This is a genomic window from Azospirillum soli (genome assembly GCF_017876165.1).
Taxonomy (GTDB): domain Bacteria; phylum Pseudomonadota; class Alphaproteobacteria; order Azospirillales; family Azospirillaceae; genus Azospirillum; species Azospirillum soli.
In genome coordinates, this window is record NZ_JAGINQ010000003.1 from 381,374 (window position 1) to 404,390 (window position 23,017).

Consider the following 23,017-nt stretch of genomic DNA (forward strand, 5'->3'; position numbering starts at 1 on the left):
CCTTTACGGCGCCAGCCGCCGCCAGAACCGCCAACAGGGGAAGCCCGCCAAGGTCCCGCCGCCCAAACGTCACGCCGCCCAAACATCATGCGGCCAAAAACACTATGGCCTTGGTCGTGGGATTAGGACTGGTATGCAAATGGTTAAGACCCGTGCAAGGTCACAGAACTGATCGCCCCGGCCGGCGCATGATGCCGGTGAAGAAAAACAAAGGGGCGGATGCGACATGGACACCCAGTGGAACAATCAGGCCTGGTCCGTGACCTGCCGGGTCGGCGATCCCGGCACCTACGGCGCGGCTCTGCCCACCGCACCTTTTGCGGATAGCTCGATCAGCTATTTCGAGAACCGGGCCGATGGCGGTTTTGCTTGGGACGTGAAGTACGATCTGGGCTTCGACGGCACGGCCTTCACCGTGCGGACGCGCATCCATCTGACCGGCGACGACGCGGGAACCCTGCCGCAGGTCTGGGAACAGGGCATCGAGCGGGTCTGGAACGACAAATACGCCCTGTCGGACGGCGCCAACGCCTACGCGATCCGCTTCGACGTGCAGTTCGTCGAGGCCGGATACCAGCATTACGACCTCGCCTTCCACAGTGGCTATGGGCGCGGCGACATGCTGAACTGGTGGGGCCAGACCGCCTGGGGACCGGACTATCAGGACGAGATCGCCGCCCACGAATACGGCCACATGATCGGCTGCTTCGACGAATACGCGGGCGGCGCCAGCTACGGGAACTTCACGGCGACCGGCACGATGATGTCGGACCTGACCGAAACGCTGCGGCCCAGCTACATGAACAGCATCGACTATTTCGCCGAAGCCTTCAGCGGCCAGCGCTTCGACATCGTGGAGGTGCCCAAGGCCCAGACCCTGACGGGCACGGCCGGCACCGACACCCTGTTCGGCGGAGGCGCCGACGATCTGCTCTACGGTCTTTCCGGCGACGACCAGCTGATGGGCCTCGGCGGCAACGACGCGCTGTGGGGCGCCGACGGGCGGGATCTGCTGCGCGGCGGCGACGGCAACGACGCCCTGCACGGCGGGGCGAGCGCCGACCAGCTGATGGGCGACGCCGGGCGCGACACGCTTTGGGGCGATGCCGGAAACGACACCCTGTGGGGCGGGGCCGACGCCGACCGCTTCGTCTTCGCCCGTGGCGGCGGCCGGGACCGCATCGGCGACTTCCGCTACGCCGAGGGCGACCGGATCGAACTGGCGGCCGGCATGACGTGGCGCGTCGGCTCCGATGGCGGCAGCGCGCTGATCGACTTCGGCAACGGCGAGCAGGTCACACTCAGTGGGATCGCGCCGGGGCAGGTCGGCCGGGACTGGTTCGTCTTCGGTTAAGGCCCGTCATAGCGCAGAAAGACCACGCGGGTGTCGCCGTAGCGGCGCTCGTCCAGGGAGGTGAAGCCAGGGGGCGGGGGCAGCGGGTCGCCCTCCCCCACCTCCACCACCAGGAGGGCGCCGGGCGCCAGCCAGCCGCCCTTCGCCAACCCCTCCATGGCGCGGGGCGCCAAGCCCTGGCCGTAGGGGGGATCGAGGAAGGCCAGCGTGCAGGGCCGCTTGGGCGGCGGCGGCTTGGTGGCGTCGGCGCGCAGGATGGTCGCCCGCTCCGCCTCGCCGAGCTGCGCGACGTTGGCCCGCACGGCGTCCAGCGCCGCCCGGCCAAGGTCCAGGAAGGTGCAATGCTCCGCCCCGCGCGACAGCGCCTCCAGCCCCAAGGCACCGGTGCCGCAGAAGGCGTCCACAGCCACCGCCCCGTCGATGAGAGAGCCGCCGTCCGGCCCCCAGTCGGTGTGGGCGAGGATGTTGAACAGGGCCTCGCGGGTACGGTCGGTGGTGGGCCGCGTGTCCTTGCCGGCCGGGGCGGTCAGCCGCCGGCCGCGATGGCTACCGCCGACGATCCGCACGCGTCCGCTCCGGTCGCTCTCCGCCGCCGCTCGCCTTGCCCGGACCAGACCGGCCAGGGCCGGCGCCGCGCGGCTTCGGTCCCTGCGGGTTGCCGCCGGGCTTGCCCTTCAGCGTCAGCGTGCCCGGCTTGCTCCCGGCCGGCTTCGCACCGGTCGGTTTGGCGCCGGTCGGCTTTGTGCTGGCGGGCTTGGCGCCAGCGCTCGCCCCGGCGGGCTTGGTCGGGCCACGGGGGCGCGGCGGGCTCTTGGGCTCGGCCGCCTTGGCCCATCCGGCTTTGGCGTCGCGCGGCTTGGAAGCCGCCTTCGCCGGGGTCTTGGCGCCCGCGTCCGCATTCGCGGATGCCTTCGGCGCGGCCTTCGACGCCGCCTTGCCCTTCGGCTTCGCCTCCTCGGCGGGGTCGGCGCCGGTGAAGAAACGGGAGATCTGCTCCCGCACCACGCGCTTGGGCACCTCCTCGACCGCACCTTCCTCCAGCTTGCCCAGCTGGAAGGGGCCGTAGGCGACGCGGATCAGCCGGTTCACCTGAAGGCCAAGACCCTCCATGACCTTGCGGATTTCGCGGTTCTTGCCTTCCTTCAGGCTGACGGTCAGCCAAGCGTTGCGGCCCTGGATGCGGTCCAGCACGGCCTCGATGGGGCCGTACTTGATGCCGTCGATGGTCGGGCCCTTTTCCAGGTCGGCCAGCTTCTTCTCGTCCACCTCGCCGAACACGCGCACGCGGTAGCGGCGCGTCCAGCCGGTGGCGGGCAGCTCCAGGAAGCGCGCCAGCTCGCCGTCGTTGGTCAGCAGCAGCAGCCCCTCGGTCGTCAGGTCGAGGCGGCCGATGGAGATCACGCGCGGCATGTCCGGCGGCAGCCGTTCGAACACGGTGGTGCGACCCTTCTCGTCGCGGGCGGTGGTCACGAGGCCCGAGGGCTTGTAGTAGCGCCACAGGCGCGCCGGTTCCGGTTCGGCGATGACCTTGCCGTCCACCTGCACGATGTCCCCCGACCGCACCACGCAGGCGGGGCTGGTCAAAGTCTTGTTGTTGACCGCGACGCGGCCTTCGGCGATCCAGCGTTCGGCGTCGCGGCGCGAGCACAGACCCGCGCGCGCCAGCCGCTTGGCGATGCGCTCGCCACCTTCGGGATCGGCGGGCGCGTTCGTGTCGAAATCAGGGGTGTCCATGGGACCGACCATAGGGCTTGCACGCCCCGCCCGCAACCCATGGCACGCATGATCGGTTCCGTTATCATACGGCCGGCGCATGGATGCTTCCATGATCGGCCGGCCGTATGACCCTCTCGCTCAATGCTATGCATTGAGCTGCCGGGTTTGAACCGAAGGCGTTTGATGGAAGCCATCAAACGCCTTCGTTATCACTCCAGCCGGAAGCCGACCTTCATGACGACCTGGAACTGGGCCACCTGCCCGCCCTGCACGTTGCCCCGGATCTCGCCGACCTCGAACCAGTCCACATGCTTCAGGGTCTTGGACGCACGCTCGATGCCGTTGCGGATGGCATCGTCGATGGAGGTGTCCGCGGTGCCGACGATCTCGACCTTTTTGTAGACGTGGTTGTCCATGGCTTTCCCTCCGGAGCGAGTGCGGGTGCAGCCTACAACAGCGCCGAAAGGCAACCGCTCCTTGACGCAAGCGCGGCCCGCCGGGCAGGCTGCCCCGCATGAGCAATTCCACCCCCATGGAGATCGCCTTTCAGGAGGCCGAGGCCGCCGCATCCCGTGGCGAGGTGCCGGTCGGCGCCGTGGTAGTCGACCCGACGAGCGGCGCCGTGCTGGGCCGCGCCGGCAACCGGACGGAGGAGCTGGCCGACCCCACCGCCCATGCCGAGGTGCTGGCAATCCGCCAAGCCTGTGCCGCGCTGGGCGAACCGCGCCTGCCCGGCCTCGATCTCTACGTGACGCTGGAGCCCTGCGCGCTGTGCGCGGCGGCCATCAGCTTCGCCCGGCTGCGGCGGGTCTATTTCGGCGCCTACGACCCGAAGGGCGGCGCCGTGGACCACGGTCCGCGTTTCTACAGCCAGCCCACCTGCCACCACGCGCCGGAGGTCTACGGCGGCTTCGACGAGACGCGGGCCGGGGCTTTGCTGCGCGATTTCTTCCGGGACCGGCGATAAGGAGCGACCGACCATGGTCAAGCACACCCTCGCGGCATGCCTATTGGCGGCCGGCATGGCGGTGAGCGGTCCAGCCGCAGCGTCCAATCTCGCGGCCAAGACCTGCGGCACCCTGGCTGCCCGTGTCGCCGAGATACCGGGTTCCGGCCCCGTCTTCCTGCGCAGCTACGACAACAGCTTCGGCCAGGGCCCGACCTCCGAACCGGCGCTGGGCAACGCGGCCTTCACCTACGACAACGCGCTGGCCGCCATCGCCCTGGTCGCCTGCGGGGAAAAGCCCGCCGCCCTGCGCATCGGGGAGGCGCTGCTGGACGCCGCCACCCTCGACCGTGCCGGCACCAAGGGGCGGCTGCGCAACACCTACCGCGCCGGGGCACAGAAGCAGCGACCGATTCCGCCCATGGGCTGGTGGGACGTGGTCGAGAACCGCTGGCTGGAGGACCCCTATCAGGTCGGCACCGCCACGGGGAACGTGGCCTGGGCCGCGCTGGCCCTGCTGACCCTCGGCGAGGCCACGGGAGAAACCCGCTTTCGCGACGGGGCCGCCGAACAGGCCCGCTGGGTGGTCGAGCACACCCGCGATCCGCGCGGTCCCGGCGGCTTCAACGGCGGGCTCCAGGGCTTCGACAACGCCCCGCAGCCGCTGACCTGGAAATCGACCGAGCACAACACCGACCTCGTCGCCCTCTTCTCCTGGCTGGAGCGGAGCGGCGCCCCCGGCGACTGGGCCGGGCCGGGCAAGGCCGCCCGCTCCTTCCTCGACACCCTGTGGGCGGCCGGCGGCGGGCATTTCCCAACGGGCACCGCCCCGGACGGCGTGACGGTCAACCACGCCACCTCCGGCCTCGACGCCCAGCTGTGGCCGCTGCTGCTGCGCGACGCGCCGGAGACGTGGCGGCAAGCGCTGGCCTACGCCGAACGCGCCCACGGCGTGGACGGCGGCTTCGACTTCAACGACGACCGCGACGGCCTGTGGGTGGAGGGCACCGCGCAGGCCGCCCTGACCTACCGCGCGGTCGGACGCCCGGCGGACGCCGACCGACTGCTGGCCGAGGTCGCCAAGGAGATCAGCCCCGGCGGCTACGTCTGGGCGACCCGCCAGCCGCGCATCACCACCGGCCTCGCCATCGGCCCGGACAGCAAGACCGACGACTTTTACTACTACCGCCGCCCCCACCTGGGTGCCACCGCCTGGGCGGCGCTGGCCGCGCTCGGGTGGAATCCGTTCACCGGCGGGCGTTTGTAACGCTGGCCATCCAAGTGCCAAGCACCCTTTGCCTCAGGCGTATTGCGCAAGGCCATTGCCGAGCGACCAGTTCTCTTTCGCCACTTCGACGATGTTCACGAACACGTCCTGTGGCCGAATGCCGGGGTTGTCGCCAAGCAACTCCGCGATCCGCCGGAACAGCGCCTTCTTCTGCTCCACGGTGCGGGTGTTGTTCGCCGTGATCTGGATGTACACGAGGTCGTCGCCCCGCTCGACTCCAAGATAAGAGGCGCTGTAGCGAAAATTAACGGCGTCATGCTCGGTGATGGTCATGAATTGATCGTCTTCGGGCACGTTGAACGTTTCGTGCATCGCGCGGTACAGGCCATCGAAGATCGCTTGGCGGTACGCTTCCGGCTTTCCAGCGCGCAGCGATATATGAACGAGCGGCATCGTAGCTCCTTTCCATTTACTTCCTGCTTGACAATAAGCGGGGGTCGGCCATTTTCATATGGCATGGAATTGGATATCTAAGATAACGATCGTAAATGATGGACCACCCTCTCGACCTCGATGCGGTTCGGGCCTTCGTGCGAATCGCCGAACTTGAGAGCTTCACGCGCGCGGCCGAGGCCATGCGGACGACGCAAGCCGCCGTCAGCCTGAAGCTGAAGCGCCTCGAAGAGAGGCTCGGGTGCCGCCTCTTCGAGCGAACGCCACGCTATGTGCAATTATCGGCACGCGGTGCCGCTTTCCTCGATCACGCCCGCGAACTGCTGGAGGTGCATGATCGCGCGCTCGCCTCGCTGGCGCGGGGGCGCCAGCGCATCGCCATTGGCATCAGCGACCATGTGGCGGGACCGGAGCTTCCCGCCCTGATCGCCCGGATGAACGCACAAGACCCGCAACTGGCGATCGAAATCCGGATCGGGTCGTCGGGTGACCTGCTTCAGAGCTTCGACCGGCGGGAACTCGACACCGTGATCGTCCGCCTGCATGCCGGGCGTGACGACGGCGAACTCATCACCGAAGAACAGTTCGGCTGGTTCGCGGCGCCAAGCTGGCAGCATCGGCCGGACGAACCTCTGCCAGTCGCCACCATGGCCGAACCTTGTGGGGTGCGGGTATTGGCCGGGCAGCTTCTCGACACGGCCGGCGTGCCGTGGACGGAGATTTTCGTCGGAGGCGGCGTGATGGCGGTGGCGGCGGCCGTCACGGCCGGGCTCGGCGTCGCGGCCTTGTCACCGCGCATGGTGCCGTTCGGCGCTGTCGATGTCGGCCCAAGGCTCGGGCTCCCGGCCTTGCCGCGCCTGCCCGTGCTCCTGCACACCAGGGTCAAGGACGGACGGCCGCGCGACGCCCTCGCGGCACTCTCGGCCGCCTTCCGGAGCGCGGTCCGAGGCTGACGGCCAGAGCAGATCAAAGGCAAAGATCGAATTCCGGTTCAGAAGGAACCGGAATTCGGTCTAGGAACCGTCAGCGCCCCACCGCGCGCCAGCCGATGTCGCGGCGGCAGAAGCCGTCCGGCCAGTCCAGCGCGTCCACCGCCTGATAAGCCCGCTTCTGCGCCTCGGCCACCGTGGGGGCCAGCGCCGTCACGCCCAGCACACGGCCGCCCGTGGACAGCACCCGGCCATCATCCGAACGCTTCGTCCCGGCGTGGAAGACGGTCACGCCCTCCACCGCGTTGGCAGCATCGAAGCCCTTGATCTCCGTGTTCTTGACGTAGTCGCCGGGGTAGCCCTTGGCGGCCATGACGACGCACAGCGCGGTCTCGTCATGCCAGCGCAGGTCGATGCTCTTCAGCACGCCGTCGGCAGCGGCAACTAGGGCCGCCAGCGCGTCGGACTTCAGGCGCATCATCAGCGTCTGGCATTCCGGGTCGCCGAAGCGGACGTTGAACTCCAGGGTCTTCGGCACGGGCTGGCCGTCCGGCCCCTTCACGATCATCAGGCCGGCGAACAGCACGCCCTTGAAGGGGCGGCCCTCGGCGGCCATGCCCTTGACGGTCGGCTCCACGATCTCGCGCATGACGCGCGCCTCAAGGTCCGGCGTCAGGACGGGCGCCGGGGAGTAGGCGCCCATGCCGCCGGTGTTCGGGCCGGTGTCGCCGTCGCCCACCGCCTTGTGGTCCTGGGCCGAGGCCAGCGGCAGCGCCGATTCGCCGTCGCACAGCGCGAAGAAGCTGACCTCCTCGCCGTCCAGGAACTCCTCCACCACCACCTCGGCACCGGCGGCGCCGAAGCGGCCCTCGACCAGCGCCTCATCGATGGCGGCGAAGGCTTCCTCGACCGTGCGGGCGACGGTCACGCCCTTGCCGGCGGCCAGCCCATCGGCCTTCACCACGATGGGCGCGCCGTTCTTGCGGACGAAGTCCTTGGCGGCCTCCACATCCTTGAAGCGGCCATAGGCGGCGGTCGGCACGCCGTACTTGGCCAGGATGTCCTTCATGAAGCCCTTGGAGCCCTCAAGCTCGGCGGCCGCTGCGCTGGGGCCGAAGGCCTTGATGCCGATAGCGGTCAGCTTGTCCACGAGGCCGAGGACCAGCGGCCCCTCCGGCCCGACCACGACGAAGTCGATGGCGTTGTCACTGGCAAAGCGGACCAGCGCGTCCACATCCTCAGCCCCGATGGGCACGCATTCGGCGACGTCGGCGATCCCGGCGTTGCCGGGCGCGCAGTAGAGCTTGTCGCAGAGAGGCGAGGCTTCGATGGCCCAGCACAGCGCGTGTTCGCGCCCACCCGATCCGACCACCAGGACTTTCATGGCACCCCGTCCTTCCAAGCTTGTTGCCGACACCGCGCCTTGTATCATGGTGCCGCCATGACTCAAGACCTTGATCATTCGCCGCTGATCGCGGCCGAGCCCCGCCCCGGTTCCAACCTGCCCGAATATTCGGTCGGCGACCTCGCCCGGCGCCTGAAGCGCACCATCGAGGAGGAGTTCGGATTCGTCCGGGTGCGCGGCGAGATCTCGCAGCCGAAGCGCCACAGTTCCGGCCACTGCTACCTGCGGCTCAAGGACGACACGGCGGTGATCGAGGCGGTGTGCTGGCGCGGCACCGTGTCGAAGCTGGCCGTCCAGCCGGAGGAAGGGCTGGAGGTCATCGTCACCGGCCGCATGACCACCTACCCCGGCCGCTCGCAGTACCAGCTGGTCATCGAGTCGATGGAACTGGCCGGCGAAGGCGCCCTGCTGAAGATGTTGGAGGAACGCAAGCGGCGCCTCGCGGCGGAGGGCCTGTTCGAGCCGTCCCGCAAGAAGCGCATCCCCTTCCTGCCGGAGGTCATCGGGGTGATCACGTCGCCCACCGGCGCGGTCATCCGGGACATCCTGCACCGGCTGAACGACCGCTTTCCCCGCCGGGTGCTGCTGTGGCCGGTCGCCGTGCAGGGCGAGCGCGCGGCGGCCGAGGTGACGGCGGCCATCGAGGGCTTCAACCGCATTCAACCCGGCGGGCCGATGCCCCGTCCCGACCTGCTGATCGTGGCGCGCGGCGGCGGCTCGCTGGAAGACCTGATGGCCTTCAACGAGGAAAACGTGGTCCGAGCGGCGGCGGCCAGCCGCATTCCGCTGATCTCGGCGGTCGGGCACGAGACCGACACGACGCTGATCGACTTCGCCTCCGACCTGCGGGCGCCCACCCCCACAGCGGCGGCCGAGATGGCGGTGCCGGTGCGGGCCGAACTGATGGCCGGGGTGCTGGATTGCCAGCGCCGGCTGGTCGGCTGCGCCAACCGCATTCTGACCGAGCGGCGGACGCGGGTCGAAGGGCTGGCGCGTGGCCTGGGCGACCCGCGCGCCCTGCTGGAGGGGCACGCGCAACGGCTGGACGACCGGGCGGAACGTCTGGTCCTGGCGGCCGGCGCCCTCATCGAGCGCCGCCGAACCAAAGTCGGCGAGCTTGGCGCCACGCTGCGCCACCCGCGCGAAAAGCTGATGCAGGCGGGCCAGCGCCTCGCCTCCGAAGGTCGGGCGCTGGACGGGGCGCTGCGGCATGCGGTGATGGCGGCGCGCGGGCAGTATGAGCGGGTCGCCGGGCGGCTGTCGCTCGGCCCGGTGCGCATCAAGTTCAGTGAGGGCGGCCGGCGGCTGGAGGATCTGAAGCCCCGGCTGGAGCGCAGCTACGGCAAGACCGTGGAGGACCGGGCGGCAAAGCTGGCCTCGGTCGGGCAACTGCTGGAGAGCTATTCCTACAAAGGCGTCTTGGCGCGCGGCTTCGCCCTGGTGGAGGCCGGCGACGGCAAGCCGCTGACCAGCGCCGCCCAGGCTACGCCGGGGCTGCCGGTCACGCTGGTCTTCGCGGACGGCAAGGCCGCCGCGACGGTGGACGGCGCGCCGAAAACCGAACCCGCTGCGGTTGCGGCGCCACAGCCGGAAAAGCCAAAGCCGGAAAAGCCGAAGAAACTGTACCGGGCGCCGACGCAGGGAAGCTTGTTCTAAGCATCCGGGCTCATCAGCCCGAAGGATCATGGCGGTCGTCTCATCCTATTTCCGGTCGTCCATAGTGATCATGGCCGCCGCCACGTCCGCCTTTTGGCCCTCTATGCTAAAGGCTGCACAACCTTGTAGCTTTCAAGGAACAACGAACACACGTCTCCTAAAGACGGGGCCTCGAATTCTTATCGACAACAGCGCGGGTCTTTCCACCGGAACACTCCATCCCCGATTCACCATCAGCGGCGGGCTCTCCCATGAAACCTCTGCACAACACTCGAAAATACCGGCTCTTTCAAGGTCAGCGGGATCTTGTGCGCGCCTATTGTGCGGTTGCGGATTTGGGCTTGGTCGGGGGCTTTAAACTGACTGGATGGGCGCTTTGGCGGCGCATGTTGCGACGCGTCCTGCGACTGCAGGACCAAATGTTCGACCGAAGACACACCATCCAGACGGAAGGAGATGTCGAACTGAATCACTTGAAAGCCCTGCACGGCGACCCGAAACACAGCGCGGGTTACGAGCCGATGCACGTCGCCCAGTTCCCCCACCTGATGGCGACGATTCCCGAAGACCTCAATGATTTCACCTTCATAGACTTCGGTGCCGGCAAAGGCAGAGCGGTCCTTCTGGCCGCCCGCTATCCGTTCAAAAAGGCAATCGGGGTCGAGTTTTCGGAGGATTTGTGCCACCGCATGCGGGACAACATCGCGTCCTACAGCAACGGCCCTCGTCTATGTCCGGACATCGAGGTCGCCTGTGCCGATGCGACCACCTTCGAATTGCCGCCAACCCCTTGCGTTCTGTTTTTCTTCAACCCGTTCAACAAGCCCATATTGATCCAAGTGGCGCGAAACATCCATACATCCTACTCGGCCAACCCGCGCACAATATACATTGTGTTCCTCAATCCAAAGGAAAGCAACGGAGCCGAAGACGTCTTTGGACAATATCCCGAGATGACAAAAGTCAGCACCAAACTCGAAAGACCACCCTTCAGCATCATTTCACCATGGCGCGGCATCGTTTACCGAATGGGCAAATGACACACTTTGCCTGAAGCAAACGAGATCAGATCACGCGCTGCCGCTCCAACCGCCCCCGCTCAGCCCGGATCATCGCCGTGTAGGTCAGGCCTTCGCGGGCGCGGCGGCTGTCCGGCGGTGGAGCCAGCGCCGGAAACGGGTTTTCCCCGGACAGCCAGCGGTCGAAGGCGGTCGGGTCGCCCAGCGCGTGGTGCAGGCCGAGCGTGAGTTCGGTCGGCTCGACGCTGAGGCCGCGCAGGTCCAGCGCCAGTTCCACGGCGACCAGCACGGCCCCGGCGGCGGGCTTGGGCGGCTGAAGCACCGGGACCGGCTTGTCGCCGGGCCGCAATGTGCCCTTGTTGCGGAACTCCCGCTCGCAGGCGGTGCGCAGAAGCGACAGGTGCGAGCGGCAGGGAATCGGCCGCCGTTCGTAGGCGGTGCACAACCCCGTCTTGCGGTCGAGCATCGCGCAGGCAAGACGCGACGCGCGCCGTTCGGCATGGCCGAGGGAGGCGACGCGCGGGGCATCCTGGTCCAGGCGGCGGCGCAATTCCGCCTGACGGTCGGCGGACCAAGCGGTAACCGCGTCGAAGACGGACAGAAGCTCCGCCGGGCTGGCCGCGATGTGCTGGTGACAGCAGAAGGCGCAGCCGGACTTGCAGCCGAGGCGCTGGCCGCCGGCCGTGGCCTGCGCGGCGAGGTCGTCGATCAGCCCTTGCGCGGCCTCGTGGCCGGCGCGGATGGCGGACAGGACGGTGGCGCGGGTCGGCCGCTCACCCAGCGTGTCGAGCGCGGCCGGGTAAGCCCGCGCGATGACGCCATCCAAGGTGAGCGGCCCAGCCAAGGCTCAGGCCGCCCCGACGAAGGTCCAGTTCAGGGTCTCGCCGCTGCGGAAGGGCAGCACGCCGTCGCCGTCCGCGATCAGCACGATGTCCGGCGCCGTGGAGGGGCTGCGCTCCAGAACGACCTTCTCCTCGGCGACCGGCAGGCCGTAGAAGCGCGGGCCGTTCAGGCTGGCGAAGGCCTCCAGCGTGTCCAGCGCGCCGGCCTGCTCGAAGGCCTCGGCGTAGAGTTCCAGGGCGTTGGCGGCGGTGAAGCAGCCGGCGCAGCCGCATGCACTCTCCTTCGCGGTCAGCGGGTGCGGGGCGGTGTCGGTGCCCAGGAAGAACGGTCCCTCGCCGGAAATGGCGGCTTCGAGAAGGGCTTGGCGGTGCGTCTCGCGCTTGGCGATGGGCAGGCAGTAGAGGTGCGGGCGGATGCCGCCCTGGAAGATGTGGCTGCGGTTGATCAGCAGATGGTGCGCGGTGATGGTGGCGCCGACCCGGCCCGACGCGGCGTGGTCGCGGACGAAGGCCACGGCCTCGGCGGTGGTGGCGTGCTCCAGCACGACGCGCAGCGCCTTATGGCGCTCCAGCAGCGGCGCCAGGGTGCGGTCGATGAAGACGGCCTCGCGGTCGAAGATGTCCACGGCCTGGTCGGTGACCTCGCCGTGGATCAGCAGCGGCATGCCGATCTCCGCCATGCGCTCCAGCACCGGCGTGATCTTGGCGATGTCGGTGACGCCGTGGGCGGAGTTGGTGGTGGCGTTGGCCGGGTAGAGCTTGGCCGCCGCGAACACGCCGTCCTCGAAGCCCTGCGCCAGATCGTCCGGGTCGGTGCCGTCGGTCAGATAGGCGGTCATCAGCGGCGTGAAGGACACGCCCGCCGGAACGGCCGCCAGAATGCGCTCCCGATAGGCGACGGCGTCGGCGGTGGTCGCGACCGGCGGCTTCAGGTTCGGCATGACGATGGCGCGGCCGAACTGGCGCGCGGTGAAGGGCAGAACCGCCTTCAGCATCGCACCGTCGCGCAGGTGCACGTGCCAGTCGTCGGGACGGCGAAGGACAAGGCGTTCGGTCGGCATGGCGGCTCACAGGCAGGAGGACAAGACTGATGGAGTTCTAACGGCTTCCGGCGGGCGGCTCAACGACGGTGGTTGGTGCCGGCGGCCGGGACTTCCCAATTGCGGGATGGCGAAGGCGGGGATAGAACCGGGGCATCCTTTGGAACACCGTGAAGCCGGACCCGCGCCGATGAGCCTGATCACCCCCCGCACCCCGCCCGGAACCATGGAACTGCTGCCGCGCCAGCAGGTGGCCTTCCAGCGGCTTCTCGACACCATCCGCCGGGGCTACGAGCGCTTCGGCTTCGTCCCGGTCGAGACGCCGGTGTTCGAGACGGTGGAGACGCTGCTGACCAAGTCCGGCGGCGAAACGGAAAAGCAGGTCTATTTCGTGCAGTCCACCGGCGCCATCCAGCAGGGGAACAAGCCGGAACTGGCGCTGCGCTTCGACCTGACGGTGCCGCTCGCCCGCTATGTGGCGGAGCACGAGCGCGACCTCGCCTTCCCCTTCCGGCGCTACCAGATCCAGCGCGTCTATCGCGGCGAGCGCGCCCAGCGCGGCCGCTTCCGCGAGTTCTACCAGTGCGACATCGACGTGATCGGCAAGGACAGCCTGTCGGCGCACTATGACGCGGAGATCCCGGCGGTCATCTACCACGTCTTCAGCGAACTGGACTTCGGCGGCTTCACCATCAACGTGAACAACCGCAAGGTCCTGCTGGGCCTGCTGGACGGGCTGGGCATCGACGACGCCGAGAAGCGCATGCTGGTGCTGCGCGAGATCGACAAGCTGGACAAGATCGGCCGCGACAAGGTGCGCGACAGCCTGACCGGGAACCTGGGCGTGCCGGCCGAGGTCGCCGACACGATCCTGGGCCTGATCGACGCCAAGGGCTCCAACGACGAGACGCTGGCCGCGCTGAACGCGCTGGGCATCGAGAACGAGACCTTCGCGCTGGGCGTGGCCGAGCTGACCACGGTGGTGGAGGGGCTGAAGGCCTTCCAGGTGCCCGACGGCGTGGTGCGCATCAACCTCGCCATCGCGCGCGGTCTCGACTACTACACCGGTACGGTCTACGAGACCTTCCTGAACGACCATCCGGGCATCGGCAGCGTGTGCTCCGGCGGGCGCTACGACAATCTGGCGAGCCACTACACCAAGTCGAAGCTGCCGGGTGTGGGCATCTCCATCGGCGTCACACGCCTGTTCTATCAGTTGATGGAAGCCGGCCTCATCAAGGACGGCGGCGCCACGGCCGAGGTGCTGGTGACCCAGATGGACCCGGCCCTGTCGGCGGATTACTTCCGTCTGGCGACGGAACTGCGGGCGGCGGGGATCAACACGGAAATCCAACTCGACGGCGGCAAGATCGCCAAGCAGATGAAGTATGCCGACCGCGCCGGCATCCCGCTGGTCGTGCTGATGGGCTCGGATGAAAAGGTGCGCGGCACCGCGACCCTGAAGCACTTGGTGAAGGGCGAGCAGGTCGAAGTCCCGCTGGCCGAGATCGCCGCCAAGGCGAAGGAGCTTCTGGGGCGGGCGTAACGCTCCTTGCCGCACGGTGACGGATGACGGGCGGCGGCCTTTCGGGGTTGCCGCCCATTTCGTTTCGGCTTTACGCCGCCAGCACGCCCCGCAGCGCCCGGCCGATGTCCGCGATGCCCGCGTTGCGGTCGTCGAAGGAGGCCTTCGTCTCCGTCATGTAGACGCTGATGAACACCGGCTTGCGGTTGGTCGGCCAGATCACCGCGACGTCGTTCGTGGTGCCGTGGTTACCCCCGCCCGTCTTGTCGCCAACGCGCCAATCCTTCGGCAGGCCGGCGCGCAGCTTCGCATCCCCGGTCTTGTTGGACACCATCCACGCCGTGAGCTGGTCACGCGACCGCTGGGACAACCGGTCGCCGAGAATCAGCGACCTCAGGCTTCCCGCCATGGCGGCGGGCGTCGTGGTGTCGCGCGGGTCGCCGGGCGTCGCTTCGTTGAGTTCGGTTTCCCACCGGTCGAGCCGGGTCATGGAATCGCCCAGCGACCGCGCGAAGCCGGTGACCTGGGACGGCCCGCCAAGGCTGTGCAGGATCAGGTTGGCCGCGGTGTTATCGCTGAGGGTCATGGTGGCCTCGCAGAGTTCCGCGAGCGTCATCCCGTCGCCGCCGACGCGGTTCTTCGTGACAGGCGAATGGCTCACGATGTCGCCGGCCTGGAACCGGATGCGCCGGCCCAGATTTTCTTGGCCTTCATCGACCCGCGCGAGCACCGCCCCGCAGGCGAGCAGCTTGACGGTGCTGCACATCGGAAAGCGCTCGTCCGCGCGATGATTCCAGCGCCGTCCCGTTTCCGTGTCGAGTATGGCCACACCCATGCGGGCTCCCAGCCGTTTTTCGGCCTTGGCTATTTGGGCGATCATTTCGTCGACGGCACCGTTGGCGGCCAAGGAAAAGCCTGGACGAACCATCACCCCACCGGCCAGCAGGGTACCGATCATTGCCGAAAAGCCGCGCCGCGTCAGCATCGATTGCATATTCCTCTCCAGAGCCATCCCGGTCTGGTTGTTTGGTTTTGGTTTTTACTTCCAAACAACCTTGCGGCGAGGATAGGCGGGGTTTGACCGGCGTGACAAACCACGATATTTCGGAGGTGCCATAAATTGAATTTGGGCATCCATGGTCAGGCCGCATCTCCCGCTCAACGCCCTTCGCGCCTTCGAGGCGTCGGCGCGGCATCTGAGCTTCACCCGCGCGGCCATCGAGCTGTGCGTCACCCAGGCGGCGGTCAGCCACCAGGTCAAGCTTCTGGAGAGCCGGCTGAACGTCACGCTGTTCAAGCGCCTGCCGCGCGGGCTGATGATCACGCCGGAGGGGGAAGCCCTGTTGCCCGTCCTGCGGGAATCCTTCGACCGCATGGCGGACATGCTGGAACGGTTCGAGGGCGGGCATGTCCGCGAGGTGCTGATGATCGGCGCGGTCGGCACCTTCGCCGTCGGCTGGCTGCTGCCGCGCCTGCCCGACTTTCAGAAGAAGCACCCATTCGTCGATGTCCGGCTTTCGACGAACAACAACCGCGTCGATATGGCGGCGGAAGGTCTGGACTACGCCATCCGGTTCGGGAACGGCGCCTGGCACAGCATCGAGGCCGTGCCGCTGTTCGAGGCGCCTCTGTCCGTCCTGTGCATCCCGCAGATTGCGGACGAACTGCGGGAGCCGGCCGATCTGATGAACCAGACGCTGCTGCGCTCCTACCGGGCGGACGAATGGACGCGGTGGTTCGACGCCGCCGGCGTCCCCTGCCCCGCCCCGCTGCTGAAAGGGATCGTGTTCGACTCCTCGGTCGCCATGATGGAGGCGGCCTTGCAGGGAGCGGGGGTCGCACTGGCGCCCCCGCTCATGTTCTCGCGCCTGCTGGCCAACGGAGAGATCCGGCAGCCCTTCCCGGTGTCCATCTCGCTGGGAGGCTATTGGCTGACGAGTCTGAAATCGCGTTATCCAACCTCCGCCATGAAGGCGTTCCAGGACTGGATCACGTCGGCCGCGTAAGCTCCGTCACGTCTTGCCCACCAGCGCCACCCGCGTCAGCGGGCGCAGGGACGCCAGCGCCTCCAGCACCAGCGGACCGGCGATGCCCGCCGCCAGCGAAACCAGAAACAGCGTCAGGTCATCAGCGCCCAGCCGGTGCAGCACGATCCGCGTGCCCGCCGTGAAGAAGGCGTGGTGCAGGTAGATGGAATAGGAACTGCCGCCGATCCGCCGGAACAGCGCGCTGGACGGCATCACCCGCAGCAGAACCAGCGCCCCGCACATGCCGCACAGGAAGGCCACCGGGCTGTGCCAACCGATGGTGTCGTGCCGGAACAGCGCCGTCTGGTGGATGGCGACGGCCAGCACCAGCCCGGCCACCGCCAGACCGGCGATCTCCGGCCGGCGGAACAGGGCCGGGAAGCGCGTCACCGCCACGCCCAGCAGGAAGTGGGGCAGCAGGATCATCGCCTCGTTCACCGAGAAGGGATTTCCGGGAACCGCCAGCGTCATGCCTCCGGCCAGCGCCAGCGCCAATAGGATGGCGAAGGGAATCGGCCGGGAGATGATCCGGAAGGCGTCCAGCAGCCCGACCACCAGGAAGATCAAGAACAGCGCCTGCAGATACCAGAAGTGCGCGTAGGAGAAGAGGTAGATGCGCCACATCGCCTCCGGCGCGTCGGAGCCGTTGGCGCCTGGCGCCAGACTCTGCGCCATGAAGAACAGGGTGGAGATGGTGACGAAGGGAATCAGCAGCCGGCGCAGCTTCTTGCCGAAGAAGGCCCCCAGACGATCCGCCACCGCCGGGCGGTAGGCATAGACCAGCCCCGAAATGAAGGTGAACAGCGGCATGCGCACCAGTTCGAAGCTGCTGGTCGCGTAGCGGTACCAGGAATCATCCCCGACCTGCATGCCTGACCCCGGCACACCGACCACGTGATAGGCGACCAGCAGAAAGCACGCGAGGCCACGAAGTTCGTCGATGTTGTAGGAGGTTCTTTTCGTCCCCATGCGGACCCAAGCCCCCGGCGGGGCTTCTCCTTTCTTGTTGGCCGGGCCTTCCCGCCGGCCGACGGATGGGTCCCGTATAGGACCGGACAATGCGCATAGGGGCGGGTGCCAACAAGCAGGCGAAAGAGATTTCCACTAAATTTTGCTCGAATGCCCCACACCGAACAGACACCTCTCCGATCTTTCGGAGAAAAGGCTCGCCAAAAGCTGCTCCAGGCAGGACAACTGGTCTTGGCAAGGCCGCGCAATCTTAACCACACCACTGTAAGGCGAATCTGTGGCGGCCGCGCCACGGCCTCTCACGATTTATGAGTAAATCTATTTTGCGGCGGAATCGGCCCTCCGAAAGGGGAAGCATTACACAGGTTGTTAACCATCGTACTCCTACATTTCAGCCGCATCGTCCGGCGCAATTCGCCGGCATTTTAACCAACTCGCGAAGATGGCTGGAGCCGACATGACGCGGTTGTGGTGGCGGCGCGCAATCTGGGGTGTGACGTTCGCGGCAACGCTGGCCGGCGTCGGTCTCGTCGCGCAGGAAGAAATGCGCACGTCGCGGTTGCAGGCCAAGCTGCTGTCGGCGTTCGGCCAGGAACTGACCTTCACCCTGCGCGAAGGGCCGAATCCGGCCGCCCGCTACCCCACCCAGGGACCGTACAACGAGCGTCTCGGCTACATTGGCTTGCCCGGCTATCTGAAGTCGCTGACCGACGACATGTACGCGGTCGAGATGCAGGCGCAGCTGTCGCCGAGGCTGGACTCGTTCATGGCGGGTGGGGGCTTCCCCATCTACCACGAAAAGACGCGGGCCGGCCTGACGCTGCTCGACCGCAACGGCACCACCCTGTTCTCCGCCCGCTACCCCGAACGGGTCTTCACCAAGTTCGAAGACGTGCCGCCGCTGGTCGCCAAGACGCTGCTGTTCATCGAAAACCGAGAACTGCTGAACGACGACGAGCCGCGCCGCAACCCCGCCGTGGAATGGGACCGCTTCGCCGCCGCCGTGGCAATGCTGCCGATTCAGTGGATCAAGCCGGGCCAGCGCTCGCCGGGCGGCTCCACCCTCGCCACGCAGATCGAGAAGTACCGCCATTCGCCGGACGGCCAGACCAGCGGCGCCACGGAAAAGCTGCGCCAGATGGCCTCGGCCAGCGTGCGCGCCTATCTGGACGGCGAGGACACCAGCCTCCATCGCCGCCGCATCCTGATCGACTACCTGAACTCCACGCCGCTCACCGCGCGGCCGGGTTTCGGCGAGGTGAATGGCCTCGGCGACGGGCTGTGGGCGTGGTTCGGCACCGACCTGCCGATCGCCGAAAAGGTCCTGTCGGAAGAGGCGACGGACGCCCGCACCCTGCAATTGAAGGCGCTGGCCTACAAGCAGGTGCTGAGCCTTCTTCTGGCCCAGCGGCGCCCCTCCTACTACCTGATCCAGGACCGGCAGGCGCTGGAGCGGCTGGCGGACAGCCACCTGCGCGTGCTGGCCCAGGCCGGCGTCATCGACGAGCGGCTGCGCGACGCCGCCCTGGCCGTCACGCTGAAGTTCCGCGAGGATCCGCCGCAGGCGCAGACCGCCAATTTCGTGGAGCAGAAGGCCCCCAACGCCATCCGCGCGCGGCTGCTGTCCATGCTGGGCGTGCCGAGCCTCTACCAGCTCGACCGCACCGACCTGACCGTGCAGTCCACCCTGGACGCGCCGACGCAACAGCGGGTGGTCGAGGTGCTGGCGAAGCTGAACGACCCGGCCTTCGCCGCCCAGATGGGCCTGACGGGCGAACGTCTGCTGGACGTCAAGAACAACGACCTGTCGAAGATCATCTATTCCGTCACAATCTACGAACGGGGCGAGGACGCCAACTACCTGCGCATCCAGGCCGACAACCTGGACCAGCCGCTGGACATCAACGAGGGCGCCAAGCTCGACCTGGGGTCCACGGCGAAGCTGCGCACGCTGGCCACCTACCTGGAAATCGTCGCGGAGCTGCACACCCGCTACGCCCACCTGCCCAAGGACTTCCTAGCCGACGTGGAGGAGGAGGCGTCCGACAACCTGACGCGCTGGGCGGCCAGCTGGCTGTCGGCCGCGCCCGACCGCGGCTTGTCCACCATGCTGGACGCCGCCATGGAGCGCCGCTATTCGGCCAGCCCCGGCGAGGCCTTCTTCACCGGCGGCGGCCTGCACAGCTTCGTGAACTTTAACAACAAGGACAACGGCAGCATCCTGACCGTCACGGAATCGCTGCGCAACTCCGTCAACCTGCCCTTCATCCGCATGATGCGCGACATCGTGCAGTTCTACATGGCCGAGGGCGGCGACGACACCACGGACATCCTGCACAACCCCGACCATCCGGCCCGCCAGGCCTATCTGGCGCGCTTCGCGGACAAGGAAGGCAGCGACTTCCTGAACCGCTTCTACACGACCTACCGCAAGCGCACGCCGGACGAGATGCTGTCCATGCTGGCGGCCAAGTCGCGGCCCATGCCGCACCGCCTGTCGGTGATCTTCCGCACCGTGCGCCCGCAGGCCGGGGTGAAGGAGTTCGGCGCCTTCCTGCGCGCCCGCCTGCCGGACAGCAAGCTGGACGACGGCGACATCGCGGCGCTCTACGCCAAATACGGGCCGGACAAGTTCCCGCTGAACGACCTGGGCTATCTGGCGCGCGTCCATCCGCTGGAGCTGTGGCTGGTGGCGCATCTGCAAAAGCACCCCACCGCCAAGCGGCAGGAGGTGCTGGACGCCAGCGTGCGCGAGCGCCAGGAAAGCTACAAGTGGCTGTTCAAGAAGGGGCAGGCCGCGCAGAACACCCGCATCCGCATCGGGCTTGAGGAAGAGGCCTTCCAGCGCATCACCGAACAGTGGCGCAAGCTGGGCTACCCGTTCGAGACGCTGATCCCGTCGCTGGCAACCGCCATCGGCAGCTCCGCCGACCGCCCGGCCGCCCTGGCGGAGCTGGTGGGCATCATCCAGAACGACGGCGTGCGCCAGCCGACCGTCCGCGTGCGGAAGCTGCACTTCGCCTCCGGCACGCCTTACGAAGCCATCGTGGGCCTGGGCGAGATGCAGGGCCGCCGCGTCATGAAGGCCGAGGTCGCCGCCACGCTGCGCAAGGCCCTGATGGACGTCGGGCAGAACGGCACCGCCAAGCGGGTCTGGGGCTCCTTCAAGGACGGTGCGGGCCAGATCATTCCGATCGGCGGCAAGACCGGCACCGGCGACCATCGCCTGGACCGCTACGGCCCCGGCGGGCACCTGATCGAATCCCGCGCGGTGGCCCGGACGGCGACCTTCGCCTTCTACATCGGCGACCGCTTCTTCGGGACGATGACCGCCTTCGTGCACGGGCCGGAGGCCGACCACTACCGCTTCACCAGCGCCCTGCCCGCCCAGCTGCTGAAGAGCATTGCCCCGGCGCTCCAGCCGCTGATCGATCCGGGCAACACGAAGACGGCGGACACGGCCAAGCCGCAGACGGGATTGTGATCGCGACGAACAGAGTCGCATCGGCGGATTGACTTTCGGCGGATTGCTCGTATGGAGTGCGCAAGCGCACCCCTGAACACCCGCCGAAACGTCGGAGACCGCGATGACCAAGCCCGTCTGCCAAGCCGCCATCGATCTGGTGAAGCATTTCGAAGGCCTGTACCTGAACGCCTACCTGTGCCCGGCGGGCGTGCCGACCATCGGTTACGGCCACACCGAGGGCGTGAAGATGGGGCAGACCATCACGGCGCAGCAGGCGGAAGACTTTCTTGCCGGGGATCTGGCGGGCGCGGCCGCCGACGTGGACCGTCTCGTCACCGTCGCGTTAAACGACGACCAGCGCGGCGCGCTCTCCTCCTTCGTCTTCAATCTGGGCGCCGGCAATCTCGCGTCCAGCACGCTTCTGCGGAAGCTGAACGCGGGCGACTATGCCGGAGCCGCCGCTGAATTCGGCAAGTGGGTGAACGCCGGGGGCCGCAAGCTGGACGGGCTGGTGAAGCGCCGCGCCGCCGAAGCCGACCTGTTCGACGGCGACACCGCGCCCCTGCCGCAATTGGTGGACGCGCCGGAGGGGCCCGAACAGACCCGCATCCAGCAGATTCAGACCATCGTCGGCGTCAAGGCCGACGGCGTCTATGGACCGGCCACCAAGGCCGCGGTGGCGTCCTGGCAGAGCGCGCACGGCTTGACCGCGGACGGGGTCGTCGGCCCCAAGACGACGGCCGCCATGGAACTGACGGCCTAAAGCGAATTTGCATTCGCTTTAGATTCATATGGCCTCTGTGCCGGCCGGGCTTCGGCCGCACGTGCGGCCGGGACCGCCGTTGCGGTCCAAAGCGGATCGAAATCCGCTTTGACGCGCCGGTCGGCCGGACGCCGCAACATGCCCCTTTCCCCGCCGGCTCCGTTTGGACCATGCTGCATGGCCATCCGCCGGTCGGCGAGGGAAAGGGATACGGCATGCTGTCGAAACTGAAGGGCTGGGCGCGGGGGCTGAAGCGCGATGTGGTGGCGGTCTGGCTTGCCGCCCGCGATCCGCGCACGCCGTGGTACGCCCGCGCCGCCGCCCTCTGCGTGGCGGCCTACGCCCTGTCGCCCATCGACCTGATCCCGGATTTCGTCCCGGTCCTGGGTTATCTGGACGACATCATCCTCGTGCCTCTGGGCCTGCTGCTGGTCATCCGGCTGATCCCGCCGGAAGTGATGGCCGAGCACCGCGCCACCGTCGCCACCCGCCAGACCGCAAAGCCGGTGAGCTACACCGGCGCGGCCTTCATCGCCGCCCTGTGGGTCGGGGGGATGGCTCTGGGGCTGTGGTGGCTCTGGCCCCAAGCCTGAAGCCGGTGCGGCGATGGGCGCGTTGCACGCGCCGGCATCGCTCCCACAATCCGCACCCTTGCGAACCGGTCCGTCAGGCGAAGGTGATCCAATCCTGCGTCAGAGCACCGGCGGCGAAGCCGTACAGGGTGAGCGACGAACTGCCGTTGAGCGTGATCACCGCCTCCCCCGCAGTGGTCGCGCCGATGCTGTAGGTCTGCCCGGCCGCCAATTCGATCCGGTCTCCTTCCCACGGGTTGAAGTCCAGCACGCGATCCGCCCCATAGCCGGAGCGGAAAATGAAGACGTCGGCCCCCGCGAGCCCCTGAAGGTCGTCGTTGCCGGTCCCGCCGTCCAGGCGATCGTTTCCCCGGTCCCCGACCAGCCCATCGTTGCCGAGGCCGCCGATCAGCGCGTCGTCGCCGGCTCCACCGAACAACACGTCGTTGCCCGCGCCACCGAAGAGAATATCGCCATCGGTGTTTCCGTACAGAAGGTCAGTGCCATCACCGCCATCAATCCAGTCGCTGCCCGGACCACCCAGCACGGCATCGTTGCCCCCATGGCTGTAAAGCACGTCGCCGTAAGCAGAACCGGTGATGTGGTCGGCGCTCTTGAACATGGAACTGTTCGTCAGCACGGTCGCGAACTGATACATGCCGTTGAAGCTCGCGTTCAAGCCGGTGATGGACATGAGCGGACGACCGTCCGGGAAGGTCGCGACAACGGAGTCCATTCTTCCTGAAGCGGAATAATCGGTGATCACCAGCGAACCGAACATGCTGATGTCCATGACCGGACTTCCGCCAAGGGTATAGCGGTAGGACAGCTGCGTCGGGGTGTTCGCGGTCAAGGAATAATTGTCGTAATACAGACCGGCGCTGTTGCCTTCGGCGGACGTGTCGACGCGGGTACCGGCGACCATGGTTGCCATGCTTACTGTCCCTTCAATGTTTTAACCGGCAGTCGCAGCCACACCGGAAGCGCCCTGGCCGAACGCGCCATTCAGCCTCCCCCGCTCGGACCACCGACGCAGAATAGAAACATCGCCCATAGGTTGCATATCGGTCCGCCACCCGCCATGCGGTTACATGCCGCACCACACCG

General features: G+C 67.5%; 20 protein-coding genes and 1 pseudogene. 11 read left to right on the top strand and 10 right to left on the bottom strand.

The genetic code is table 11. The features are described 5' to 3' along the window. Positions 1 to 226 precede the first annotated feature (226 nt). The gene (locus tag J2852_RS07300; RefSeq protein ID WP_209873106.1) at positions 227 to 1,354 is read left to right on the top strand and encodes a calcium-binding protein; all 1,128 of its coding nucleotides are present in this window, start codon (positions 227 to 229) and stop codon (positions 1,352 to 1,354) included. Here J2852_RS07300 and rsmD read toward each other — a convergent pair. From rsmD to J2852_RS07315, 3 genes are all read right to left on the bottom strand, one after another. Further along, the gene (gene rsmD, locus J2852_RS07305; RefSeq protein ID WP_209873108.1) at positions 1,351 to 1,920 is read right to left on the bottom strand and encodes a 16S rRNA (guanine(966)-N(2))-methyltransferase RsmD; all 570 of its coding nucleotides are present in this window, start codon (positions 1,918 to 1,920) and stop codon (positions 1,351 to 1,353) included. The two genes, J2852_RS07300 and rsmD, sit on opposite strands and share 4 nt — an antisense overlap. Continuing rightward, positions 1,901 to 3,088, bottom strand: coding sequence for a pseudouridine synthase (locus J2852_RS07310; RefSeq protein WP_209873111.1), 1,188 nt, complete (start codon positions 3,086 to 3,088; stop codon positions 1,901 to 1,903). Before J2852_RS07310 ends, rsmD begins: the two co-directional genes overlap by 20 nt. A gap of 191 nt (positions 3,089 to 3,279) precedes the next feature. Then, on the bottom strand, positions 3,280 to 3,486 hold the full coding sequence (locus tag J2852_RS07315; protein WP_209873114.1) for a dodecin: 207 nt from the start codon (positions 3,484 to 3,486) through the stop codon (positions 3,280 to 3,282). A 98-nt stretch (positions 3,487 to 3,584) separates the two neighbouring features. Between J2852_RS07315 and J2852_RS07320 the strand changes: the two genes are divergently transcribed. Together J2852_RS07320 and J2852_RS07325 are read left to right on the top strand one after the other, a co-directional pair. Beyond that, on the top strand, positions 3,585 to 4,037 hold the full coding sequence (locus J2852_RS07320) for a nucleoside deaminase (RefSeq protein ID WP_246499347.1): 453 nt from the start codon (positions 3,585 to 3,587) through the stop codon (positions 4,035 to 4,037). Positions 4,038 to 4,050: 13 nt separating this feature from the next. Then, complete coding sequence (locus J2852_RS07325; protein WP_209873117.1) at positions 4,051 to 5,283, top strand: hypothetical protein; 1,233 nt, start codon at positions 4,051 to 4,053, stop codon at positions 5,281 to 5,283. A 33-nt stretch (positions 5,284 to 5,316) separates the two neighbouring features. On the opposite strand, the gene J2852_RS07330 is transcribed toward J2852_RS07325, so the two are convergent. Continuing rightward, complete coding sequence (locus tag J2852_RS07330) at positions 5,317 to 5,697, bottom strand: tautomerase family protein (protein WP_209873119.1); 381 nt, start codon at positions 5,695 to 5,697, stop codon at positions 5,317 to 5,319. A gap of 98 nt (positions 5,698 to 5,795) precedes the next feature. On the opposite strand from J2852_RS07330, the gene J2852_RS07335 reads away from it, so the two are divergent. Next, entirely contained in the window at positions 5,796 to 6,650 is an 855-nt protein-coding gene (locus J2852_RS07335) for a LysR family transcriptional regulator (RefSeq protein WP_246499348.1), read from the top strand. Positions 6,651 to 6,720: 70 nt separating this feature from the next. On the opposite strand, the gene purD is transcribed toward J2852_RS07335, so the two are convergent. After that, on the bottom strand, positions 6,721 to 8,010 hold the full coding sequence (purD, locus tag J2852_RS07340) for a phosphoribosylamine--glycine ligase (protein WP_209873124.1): 1,290 nt from the start codon (positions 8,008 to 8,010) through the stop codon (positions 6,721 to 6,723). Positions 8,011 to 8,067: 57 nt separating this feature from the next. Between purD and xseA the strand changes: the two genes are divergently transcribed. Together xseA and J2852_RS07350 are read left to right on the top strand one after the other, a co-directional pair. Beyond that, on the top strand, positions 8,068 to 9,687 hold the full coding sequence (gene xseA / locus J2852_RS07345; protein WP_209873127.1) for an exodeoxyribonuclease VII large subunit: 1,620 nt from the start codon (positions 8,068 to 8,070) through the stop codon (positions 9,685 to 9,687). 251 nt (positions 9,688 to 9,938) lie between these two features. Further along, positions 9,939 to 10,727, top strand: coding sequence for a class I SAM-dependent methyltransferase (locus tag J2852_RS07350; protein ID WP_209873130.1), 789 nt, complete (start codon positions 9,939 to 9,941; stop codon positions 10,725 to 10,727). A gap of 25 nt (positions 10,728 to 10,752) precedes the next feature. On the opposite strand, the gene J2852_RS07355 is transcribed toward J2852_RS07350, so the two are convergent. Both J2852_RS07355 and pyrC read right to left on the bottom strand, forming a co-directional pair. Next, positions 10,753 to 11,550, bottom strand: coding sequence for a YkgJ family cysteine cluster protein (locus J2852_RS07355; RefSeq protein ID WP_209873132.1), 798 nt, complete (start codon positions 11,548 to 11,550; stop codon positions 10,753 to 10,755). 3 nt (positions 11,551 to 11,553) lie between these two features. Beyond that, a complete protein-coding gene (gene pyrC / locus J2852_RS07360) occupies positions 11,554 to 12,609 on the bottom strand; it encodes a dihydroorotase (protein ID WP_209873135.1) in 1,056 nt (351 codons plus the stop codon). A gap of 169 nt (positions 12,610 to 12,778) precedes the next feature. Between pyrC and hisS the strand changes: the two genes are divergently transcribed. Beyond that, complete coding sequence (gene hisS / locus J2852_RS07365; protein ID WP_209873137.1) at positions 12,779 to 14,134, top strand: histidine--tRNA ligase; 1,356 nt, start codon at positions 12,779 to 12,781, stop codon at positions 14,132 to 14,134. Positions 14,135 to 14,204: 70 nt separating this feature from the next. Here the strand turns inward: hisS and bla are convergent, their stop codons facing one another. Next, a complete protein-coding gene (gene bla, locus J2852_RS07370; RefSeq protein ID WP_209873139.1) occupies positions 14,205 to 15,107 on the bottom strand; it encodes a class A beta-lactamase in 903 nt (300 codons plus the stop codon). 142 nt (positions 15,108 to 15,249) lie between these two features. Here bla and J2852_RS07375 point away from each other — a divergent pair, with 142 nt between their 5' ends. Beyond that, positions 15,250 to 16,119, top strand: coding sequence for a LysR family transcriptional regulator (locus J2852_RS07375; protein ID WP_209873142.1), 870 nt, complete (start codon positions 15,250 to 15,252; stop codon positions 16,117 to 16,119). Between the two features lie 6 nt (positions 16,120 to 16,125). Here J2852_RS07375 and J2852_RS07380 read toward each other — a convergent pair whose 3' ends face one another. Beyond that, complete coding sequence (locus tag J2852_RS07380) at positions 16,126 to 17,109, bottom strand: acyltransferase family protein (RefSeq protein WP_209873144.1); 984 nt, start codon at positions 17,107 to 17,109, stop codon at positions 16,126 to 16,128. A 457-nt stretch (positions 17,110 to 17,566) separates the two neighbouring features. On the opposite strand from J2852_RS07380, the gene J2852_RS07385 reads away from it, so the two are divergent. From J2852_RS07385 to J2852_RS07395, 3 genes and pseudogenes are all read left to right on the top strand, one after another. Next, positions 17,567 to 20,593, top strand: coding sequence for a transglycosylase domain-containing protein (locus J2852_RS07385; RefSeq protein ID WP_209873147.1), 3,027 nt, complete (start codon positions 17,567 to 17,569; stop codon positions 20,591 to 20,593). A 103-nt stretch (positions 20,594 to 20,696) separates the two neighbouring features. Further along, entirely contained in the window at positions 20,697 to 21,338 is a 642-nt protein-coding gene (locus J2852_RS07390; RefSeq protein ID WP_211112129.1) for a glycoside hydrolase family protein, read from the top strand. A 221-nt stretch (positions 21,339 to 21,559) separates the two neighbouring features. Next, positions 21,560 to 21,883, top strand: a pseudogene (locus tag J2852_RS07395) (YkvA family protein); the annotation flags it as partial. Between the two features lie 121 nt (positions 21,884 to 22,004). On the opposite strand, the gene J2852_RS07400 reads toward J2852_RS07395, so the two are convergent. Next, the gene (locus J2852_RS07400; RefSeq protein ID WP_209873153.1) at positions 22,005 to 22,844 is read right to left on the bottom strand and encodes a calcium-binding protein; all 840 of its coding nucleotides are present in this window, start codon (positions 22,842 to 22,844) and stop codon (positions 22,005 to 22,007) included. Positions 22,845 to 23,017 lie beyond the last annotated feature (173 nt).

Coding starts and splice junctions, on each gene's coding strand:
- J2852_RS07300 (WP_209873106.1), top strand. CDS start 227: ATGGACACCCAGTGGAACAATCAGGCCTGGTCCGTGACCTGCCGGGTC.
- J2852_RS07310 (WP_209873111.1), bottom strand. CDS start 3,088: ATGGACACCCCTGATTTCGACACGAACGCGCCCGCCGATCCCGAAGGT.
- J2852_RS07315 (WP_209873114.1), bottom strand. CDS start 3,486: ATGGACAACCACGTCTACAAAAAGGTCGAGATCGTCGGCACCGCGGAC.
- J2852_RS07320 (WP_246499347.1), top strand. CDS start 3,585: ATGAGCAATTCCACCCCCATGGAGATCGCCTTTCAGGAGGCCGAGGCC.
- J2852_RS07325 (WP_209873117.1), top strand. CDS start 4,051: ATGGTCAAGCACACCCTCGCGGCATGCCTATTGGCGGCCGGCATGGCG.
- J2852_RS07330 (WP_209873119.1), bottom strand. CDS start 5,697: ATGCCGCTCGTTCATATATCGCTGCGCGCTGGAAAGCCGGAAGCGTAC.
- J2852_RS07335 (WP_246499348.1), top strand. CDS start 5,796: ATGGACCACCCTCTCGACCTCGATGCGGTTCGGGCCTTCGTGCGAATC.
- purD (WP_209873124.1), bottom strand. CDS start 8,010: ATGAAAGTCCTGGTGGTCGGATCGGGTGGGCGCGAACACGCGCTGTGC.
- xseA (WP_209873127.1), top strand. CDS start 8,068: ATGACTCAAGACCTTGATCATTCGCCGCTGATCGCGGCCGAGCCCCGC.
- J2852_RS07350 (WP_209873130.1), top strand. CDS start 9,939: ATGAAACCTCTGCACAACACTCGAAAATACCGGCTCTTTCAAGGTCAG.
- pyrC (WP_209873135.1), bottom strand. CDS start 12,609: ATGCCGACCGAACGCCTTGTCCTTCGCCGTCCCGACGACTGGCACGTG.
- hisS (WP_209873137.1), top strand. CDS start 12,779: ATGAGCCTGATCACCCCCCGCACCCCGCCCGGAACCATGGAACTGCTG.
- bla (WP_209873139.1), bottom strand. CDS start 15,107: ATGCAATCGATGCTGACGCGGCGCGGCTTTTCGGCAATGATCGGTACC.
- J2852_RS07375 (WP_209873142.1), top strand. CDS start 15,250: ATGGTCAGGCCGCATCTCCCGCTCAACGCCCTTCGCGCCTTCGAGGCG.
- J2852_RS07380 (WP_209873144.1), bottom strand. CDS start 17,109: ATGGGGACGAAAAGAACCTCCTACAACATCGACGAACTTCGTGGCCTC.
- J2852_RS07385 (WP_209873147.1), top strand. CDS start 17,567: ATGACGCGGTTGTGGTGGCGGCGCGCAATCTGGGGTGTGACGTTCGCG.
- J2852_RS07390 (WP_211112129.1), top strand. CDS start 20,697: ATGACCAAGCCCGTCTGCCAAGCCGCCATCGATCTGGTGAAGCATTTC.
- J2852_RS07400 (WP_209873153.1), bottom strand. CDS start 22,844: ATGGCAACCATGGTCGCCGGTACCCGCGTCGACACGTCCGCCGAAGGC.